Here is a 6982-nt window from a genome sequence, read left to right as displayed (position 1 = left end):
GGATGTTCTGGATGACTTCCGGCCAGGACCGTGGCTTTGCTGCGCGCCAGGCGCTGCGCCAGATGTTCCGGGCGTTCACCGGCCTGTGCGGTTTCATCGACATCCGCAACCTGCACCTGCGGGTCATAGCCCAGTTGCCGGAGCAGGGCCAGTCGCCGGGGAGAAGCCGATGCCAGAATCAGCTTGCTCACGAAGTGGGGCTGGCATTCACCAGAAGCAGCTCGGCGGTTCCCGCTGCCAGGCCGGAACCCGTCGCCAGGGCCAGAGACTGGTCGGGGACGCCATTACGCCGCAGATTGCGCAAAATGGCTTCGGCGCGCTGGGTGGCCGCATTGGCTCCCAGCGGCTGGGGCGCTACCCGCACCAGAATTTCATGGGCATTACTTTGTTTGAGAATGCGGGAAATAGCCTGCAAACGTTGTTCACCATCACTACTGAGGCGGTTATCGCTGCCAAAAAGACTATCGGCAGGCATGGAGACATGCACCCCATCGCTGGCGGCCTGCACCCGGGCATATAAGGTCAAAGCCTTGCCATAAGCAGGCAGGCTCGTGGTGCTGGTAATGGCGGTACTGCTAGATAAGCCGTTTAGCGAATTTGGCGCTTGTTTTGCAAGGCTGGCGAGATGCTTTTCTTCAGCCTGTAGCATCTGTTTTTGTTGTTGAATTTCTGCCTGCAAATGTTGGGTTTGCGCGCCGGTCATGGTTTTGCTGGCCAATTGCTGGCGCAATTGCGCATATTCATTTTGCAGGGCCTGATGCTGCCTGGTCAGGGACTGCACCTGCTGGTGTAGCTTATTCAGGCTGGTCTGTTGATGAATAGATTGGCGCTGTTCCTGCAGGCCCGCCATCCGGGCGTCAAAAATGGCTTTGTCGACCTGAAAGATTGCCGGGTTGACCTGATCACGGGTCATCATTTGCAGGGATTCCTGCAAGCCCGATAAAGTGGCTGGCGGAATGGCCGGCCCGCTGCGCTGGGCATTCTGCAGGCGTTGCAGGGATTGTTGTAATACCCGGGTGGTTGCGACATCGGCACTGGCCAGCGCGGGAAATGACAACAACAGGGCGGCAGCAATCAGGGCGTGGACGCGCATTATTGAGACTCCTTGGCGATTTGTGCCTTGGTGGCATCTATTTGCTGGTGGGTTGCGGCGATCTGGCTTTGCAGATTGGCGATCTGGCTCTGCAGGGCCTGACGCTGGCTGCTGCCGGGAGAGCTCTTGAGACGAACCTGAATATTATCCAGCAATACTTTCGCCAGCAGGGTTTCGCGCTCTGCCAGGAGATAATCGCCCCGGGACTGCGCGGATTGAGCCGCTGTCAATGCGCTTTTAACCTGTGCCAGCTGGGCATCATTGACGGCGGGTGAAAGGGCCAGAATGTGCTCCCGCCCTACCTGCACGGCAATGGCATCCGAACTGCTCTGCTGGGGGCTGACTTCCACCATTTGCGCACAGGCGCTCAGTCCGAGACTCAGGGTCAGGGCAATACTTATCCGGATGACTCCCGGTTTTATCCACATTTGCTTCACGTCAGCGTCACTCCTCTGCGCCACGATGATAAGGTAATCCGGCCTGAATGCTCCAGGCCCGATATAATTGTTCCGCTAAAACTACCCGCACAACAGGATGTGCCATGGTTAATGCCGACAGTGACCATTGCCAGTCAGCCTGTAGTTCGGGGTCCAGTCCATCCGGCCCGCCGATCCAGAAGGTGACGTCGCGGCCACCCAGAAACCAGGCATCCATCCGCTGCGCCAAGGCTTCACTGCTCAGAACTTTGCCACCCACTTCTAGAGCGACTTTCTCGGACCCTGCAGGCGTGGCACTGCGTATTCGCTCGCCTTCTTCACGCCGCCACCGGATCGGGTCGCCACTGCGCCCCCTTTTGGCCATTGGCAGGGCGCGCCATTCTACCCGACACTGCGGCGGCATTCTGGCTGCATATTCAGCGACACCGCTTTCCACCCAGGCCGGCATTTTGTTGCCGATGGCAAGAATCCGGAGCCGCATCAATAATCAGCGGCGTTCGTTTTGCCCACGCATCTGGGGAAGTTCTCCCCAGAGCCGTTCGAGCTGATAAAAATCGCGCACCTCAGGGCGCATGACGTGAACTACCACATCGCCGAGATCCACCAGTGCCCAATCACCCACGCTGAGCCCTTCTTTTCCTAGTGGCCGGACGCCCTCTTCGCGCATGCGGGCCATGACATGATCAGCCAGGGCCTTGAGATGACGGTCGGAGGTGCCGGAGGCAATAATCAGATAATCCGTAATGTCGGTCTGTTTACGGACGTCGATGGCTTTGATATCGAGGGCTTTGTGTTCATCAAGAACGGTCACAATAATGTCGCGGAGATTTTCTGCTGTCGCCAAGTGCAATAATCCTTTGTGTCGAATTACGGGCTTTGGTAGAGCCCCTTGCTCTCAATATAATCCAATACTTCGTCGGGTAACAGGAAGCGCGGACTTTGGCCGTTGGCCAACAGGCTGCGAATACTGGTCGCGGAGATTTCCAGTGCGGTGATGGTCTGAAAAAAAATGAAGCCGGCGGGTTGTTGGTGGAGCTGGTGGATATCGTCGCAACGCCGTTGATAGAGGGTTTGCCGCAAGGCCTCGGGGAGTTCGGCAGCCGGCCAGCCCGGTCGTCCGGTGACGATAAGATGGGTTAATTCCAGAATCTGTTGCCAGTCGCGCCAGGTATCAAAACGCAAAAAGGCATCCATGCCAATGACCATGGCCAGCAAGGCATCCGGGCGTTCCAGACGCAGGGTGCGGAGTGTGTCCACGGTATAGGACGGCCCCTCACGTCCCACCTCTCGATCACTGACGACAAAACGGGGGTGGTGGGCGACGGCAATGCGGGCCATGGCCAGACGATGTTGGGCGGCAGCCCAGGGACTTTTGCGGTGGGGCGGATGACCTGCAGGAATCAGCATCACCTCGGCAGTCTTGAGGGCCTGACGGACTTCCTCTACGGCGCGCAGATGCCCGTAGTGGATGGGATCGAAAGTCCCCCCCAGAATAACCAGATCATTGTTGGTGGAAATCTTCATACCCCGAATATAACGAAGGGTGGAGGTGGGGGGAAGACAGCGACAAAAGACCGGTCCCGCGTTTATGATGTGCGCTTTGCGGAGCAGATCAGGAATCAGGTGACTAAATCATCGACGGGATCTTCCAAAGGAAGCTTCGGGCAGCAGTCGCAGGTGTGGATTATTGTCGCATTACTGCGTGGAGCGGCAATCCTGCCGGGTTCATGGCGGGCGGTGCTGGGTTCTGCGCTCGGCGATGTCGCCCGGCGGATTATGCGGCGACCCCGCCAGGTGGTTGACGCAAATCTGGCCATTGCTTTTCCCGATCTTTCTTTGGTGCAGCGCCACGATTTGCAACGCCAGCATTTTCGCGCATTGGGCCAGGCGGCTTTGGAACTGGGGCCCCTGTGGTTCTGGCCTTTGCCCCGGGCTTTGCGGTTGATTCGTGAGGTGCGCGGTGTGGAACAGGTGGATGCTGCGCTGGCAGAAGGACGCGGTGTCATTTTGTTTACCGCCCACCTGGGGGCCTGGGAAGCGGCCGTACAATATATTGGTCATCGCTGGCCGGTGACGGTGCTGTATATGGACACCCGCAACCCGGCGTTAAATGCATTGATGGCTGCAGGTCGGGGACGCAGTGGCGCACGGTTGACGTCCAAGGAAGAGGGCATTCGTCCTCTTTTGCATACTTTGCAGCAGCATCAGGTGGTGGGTATTTTGCCGGACCAGAATGTGGATCCCCGGGAAGGAGACTATGCCCCTTTTTTTGGACGACCCGCCTGTACCACTCCTTTGCTGGGGCGGCTGGCCCTGCGCCGGCAGAGCCCGGTATTCGGTCTGTTTGCCTACCGTCTGCCCCGTGGTCAGGGATTTCGACTGGAGTTTGTGCCCATGCCCGAAAATTTTCCTGCGGGTGCAGCGGTGGCAGACGCCACGGCCATGAATACCGTGCTGGAAACTGCCATTCGCAAGGCCCCGGAACAATACTGGTGGGTGCATCGTCGTTTCAAGGATCAGCCGGAGGGCTGGGATTATCCATACTGAATTATTTCTTCAACAATATTTCTCTCAGGGCTTGAAAATGGTTTTTCGCAGCCCCATTAACTGGAGCATGGTGATTAGGTCACCGGGATGAATTAAGGAGATTATTCCATGGTTGATGAAAAGAATTCTTCAGTACAGTCGGTGCGTTCGGTGGATCCGGTAGAGCAGTTTTTTGATTCCCTTTTGCCCGGCGTTTTTCGTCCGGTAAATAACGGTAATCAGAATGGTTCAGTGCGCGCACATATTGCTCATATTGATGTCCTGGACCGGGATAACGAAATAGTCATTCGCGCCGAAGTACCCGGTATGGATAAGGAAAAGCTGGATGTCCAGGTTCATGGTAACCAGGTATATATCAGCGGCAGCAAGGAAGAAAACAAGACGGAAGAAGAAGGTAAGTACATTTATCGTGAACGCCGTTATGGTGATTTTTCACGGACGGTACAGTTGCCTGTTGATGTAGATGCCAGCCAGAGTAAGGCAGCCTATAAAGATGGCGTTCTGGAGCTGGTCTTACCCAAGGCGGAATCTGCCAAAAGACGGAAAATCAGCGTCGAATGAGGTTTAGCAATAGTTGAAAAAATAAAAGGGCTGGAGGGTTATCCAGCCCTTTTTATATTATGAAGATCTGCATTTATTTACCGATACAGAAGCGCGAAAAAATCTCTCCGAGAATATCTTCCACATCAATTTTTCCGGTAATTTGCGCCAGGGCATTGGCCGCTTCCCGCAGCGACTGAGCCAGCAGTTCCGGGGGGGCTGCGCTATGGTGCATGTGCACGGCCTCTGCCACTTTTTCGGTCGTGTCGGCCAGTGCTTCCACATGGCGCTGCCGGGCACTGAACACACAGGCGCTGTTTTCCATACCCATCTGCAGCATGATTTCTGCTTTCAGGGCATCCAAACCATTTCCGACCAGCGCAGAAATGGCCAGGCAGGCTTCGTGGGCCGGTGCTTTGGGGAGACTGGTTACCAGATCCTGCTTGTTCCAGATAATTAATCGGGCTATGGATGGCAGGGTATCGAGAATGGCCTGGTCTTCTGCTTGCCAGCCAGCGTGGGCGTCCGCAACCAGCAATATCAGCTGGGCACTTTGCAAAATCTGCCGCGCCCGGGAAATACCTTCTGCCTCAACCAGATCCTGAGATTCCCGGAGCCCGGCCGTATCAATGAGTTCTACGGGCAGGCCGTCGAGCAGGATTTCCTCGCGCAGCAGGTCACGGGTAGTTCCGGGAACCGGTGTAACAATGGCCGCATCCCGTTGGGCCAGCGCATTCATCAGGCTGGATTTGCCAACATTGGGGCGACCGGCAAGAATGACGCGACCACCCCGGGCGAGACGGGCACCTTGCCGGGCTTGCTGTTGCAAGTGAAGCAGCTGCTTCTGCAAGGTTTCGAGACCATGATGAACAGCGCTGTCGTGCGCAGTGCCGAGGTCTTCCTCGCTGAAATCCAGCCCGGCCTCCACCAGGGCAAGAAGTTGTAATAATTGCCCATAGATGGCGTCGACAGCCTTGGAAAAAGCGCCTTCAAGACTTGCCGAAGCGGCACGTACCTGTGCTTCGCTGCGCGCATGAATGAGGTCTGCCACGGCTTCCGCCTGGGCCAGATCCAGACGGCCATGGAGAAAAGCGCGTTCGGTAAACTCACCTGCCCGCGCTGCACGGGCGCCATAAGCGACCGATTCCTGCATTAAGGCGGCCAGTGCCAGAGGACTCCCATGTCCCTGTAATTCGACCACGTCTTCACCGGTATAGCTATGCGGTGCCGGGAAATAGAGGGTAATACCGTGATCTATGCCCTGGCCATCGCGGCCGTAAAAACGCCGGAAATGCGCGTGTCGTGCTGACCAATGAGGGCTTTCCGGAGCCAGTCCGCAGAGGGCCTTGGCAATGCGTAGGGCGGCTGGACCAGAGAGGCGCAAAATGCCGACGCCCCCCTCTCCGGGCGGCGTCGCAATGGCGACGATGGTATCTCCCTGTTGATAGCGCATCTATAAGAACCTCGCCACGATTCAGGAACCGATGAGACAACCCGGCTGCGAAAAGCCGTGCCGCCCTAGTCTTTGGCGGCCATGATGTGTCGGGTGATCAGATATTGCTGACCAATGGAAACGACGTTGTTGGTTAACCAGTAGAGTACCAGACCTGCCGGGAAAAAAGAGAAAAACACCGCAAAAATGACCGGCAGAGCCGACATGATTTTTTTCTGCATCGGATCGACGGGCGCAGGGTTGAGACGCTGCTGAAAAAACATGGAAATGCCCATGAGCAGCGGCAGGATGTAATAAGGATCGGGCACCGCCAGATCATGAATCCAGAGGATGAAGGGTGCCTGGCGGAGTGATACGCTTTCTACCAGAACCCAGTAAAGAGCAATGAAAAAAGGCATTTGCAGAAGGATCGGCAAACAACCCGCCATCGGATTGACCTTTTCCGTACGGTAGAGCTCCATCATGGCCGCGCCCAGTTTCTGCTTATCATCACCACATTCTTTTTTCAGTTTTTCCAGTTTGGGCTGAAGCTTGCGCATATTGGCCATAGACCGGTAACTGATGGCCGAGGGATAGAAAAATATCGCCTTGATGACAATAACCAAAAGGATAATGGCCAGACCCCAGTTGCCAACCAGACCATGAAACCATTTGAGTACCAGATGCATGGGTTCGGCAATAATGGCAAACCAGCCATAATCCACCGTCTGCTCCAGACCCCGACCCAGTGCCGCCAGGCGACTTTGCTGTTTGGGACCCAGAAAAATCTGCTGGGTAATGGTGGTACTCTGCCCCGGAGCCAGGGTGGGTAGAGGCGTATTTACCCCCGCCACATAATTACTGCCGGAGGGTCGGGCATAAACCTGCACATGCTGCGCCTGTTCGGCGGGCAGAACGGCTGCCAGAAAATAA

Annotated in this window: 10 protein-coding genes; 2 read left to right on the top strand and 8 right to left on the bottom strand. The window is 56.3% G+C overall.

Features of this window, described 5'->3' with window-relative positions; genetic code table 11:
• From Q0C48_RS13935 to nadD, 6 genes are all read right to left on the bottom strand, one after another.
• Positions 1–191, bottom strand: a 191-nt coding sequence (locus Q0C48_RS13935) for a Maf family protein (RefSeq protein WP_291525364.1), incomplete at its 3' end; no start/stop codon positions are given.
• Positions 188–1093 carry a hypothetical protein gene (locus Q0C48_RS13930; RefSeq protein ID WP_215858434.1) on the bottom strand — a complete coding sequence of 302 codons (906 nt, stop codon included), beginning with the start codon at positions 1091–1093 and terminating at the stop codon, positions 188–190. The genes Q0C48_RS13930 and Q0C48_RS13935, both read right to left, overlap by 4 nt.
• Complete coding sequence (locus Q0C48_RS13925; protein WP_215858448.1) at positions 1093–1521, bottom strand: hypothetical protein; 429 nt, start codon at positions 1519–1521, stop codon at positions 1093–1095. Before Q0C48_RS13925 ends, Q0C48_RS13930 begins: the two co-directional genes overlap by 1 nt.
• A gap of 16 nt (positions 1522–1537) precedes the next feature.
• Positions 1538–2011, bottom strand: coding sequence for a 23S rRNA (pseudouridine(1915)-N(3))-methyltransferase RlmH (rlmH, locus tag Q0C48_RS13920; RefSeq protein ID WP_010640471.1), 474 nt, complete (start codon positions 2009–2011; stop codon positions 1538–1540).
• A gap of 6 nt (positions 2012–2017) precedes the next feature.
• A complete protein-coding gene (gene rsfS, locus Q0C48_RS13915) occupies positions 2018–2374 on the bottom strand; it encodes a ribosome silencing factor (protein WP_010640473.1) in 357 nt (118 codons plus the stop codon).
• 23 nt (positions 2375–2397) lie between these two features.
• Positions 2398–3054 (bottom strand): nicotinate-nucleotide adenylyltransferase, encoded by a 657-nt coding sequence (gene nadD / locus Q0C48_RS13910; RefSeq protein WP_024894333.1) that lies wholly within the window; start codon positions 3052–3054, stop codon positions 2398–2400.
• Between the two features lie 99 nt (positions 3055–3153).
• Here nadD and Q0C48_RS13905 point away from each other — a divergent pair, with 99 nt between their 5' ends.
• Positions 3154–4077 (top strand): lysophospholipid acyltransferase family protein, encoded by a 924-nt coding sequence (locus tag Q0C48_RS13905; RefSeq protein WP_029316226.1) that lies wholly within the window; start codon positions 3154–3156, stop codon positions 4075–4077.
• A 108-nt stretch (positions 4078–4185) separates the two neighbouring features.
• Entirely contained in the window at positions 4186–4638 is a 453-nt protein-coding gene (locus tag Q0C48_RS13900) for an Hsp20/alpha crystallin family protein (protein ID WP_024894331.1), read from the top strand.
• A 73-nt stretch (positions 4639–4711) separates the two neighbouring features.
• Here Q0C48_RS13900 and mnmE read toward each other — a convergent pair whose 3' ends face one another.
• Positions 4712–6070 carry a tRNA uridine-5-carboxymethylaminomethyl(34) synthesis GTPase MnmE gene (gene mnmE / locus Q0C48_RS13895; RefSeq protein ID WP_291525357.1) on the bottom strand — a complete coding sequence of 453 codons (1359 nt, stop codon included), beginning with the start codon at positions 6068–6070 and terminating at the stop codon, positions 4712–4714.
• Positions 6071–6135: 65 nt separating this feature from the next.
• On the bottom strand, positions 6136–6982 hold an 847-nt coding region (gene yidC, locus Q0C48_RS13890), incomplete at its 5' end, for a membrane protein insertase YidC (RefSeq protein WP_291525355.1).

Source organism: Acidithiobacillus sp., from assembly GCF_023255755.1.
In the GTDB taxonomy this organism is placed as follows: Bacteria; Pseudomonadota; Gammaproteobacteria; order Acidithiobacillales; family Acidithiobacillaceae; genus Acidithiobacillus.
Note: the sequence above shows the minus strand (reverse complement) of the source record. Positions and strands in the feature narration are given on the sequence as shown.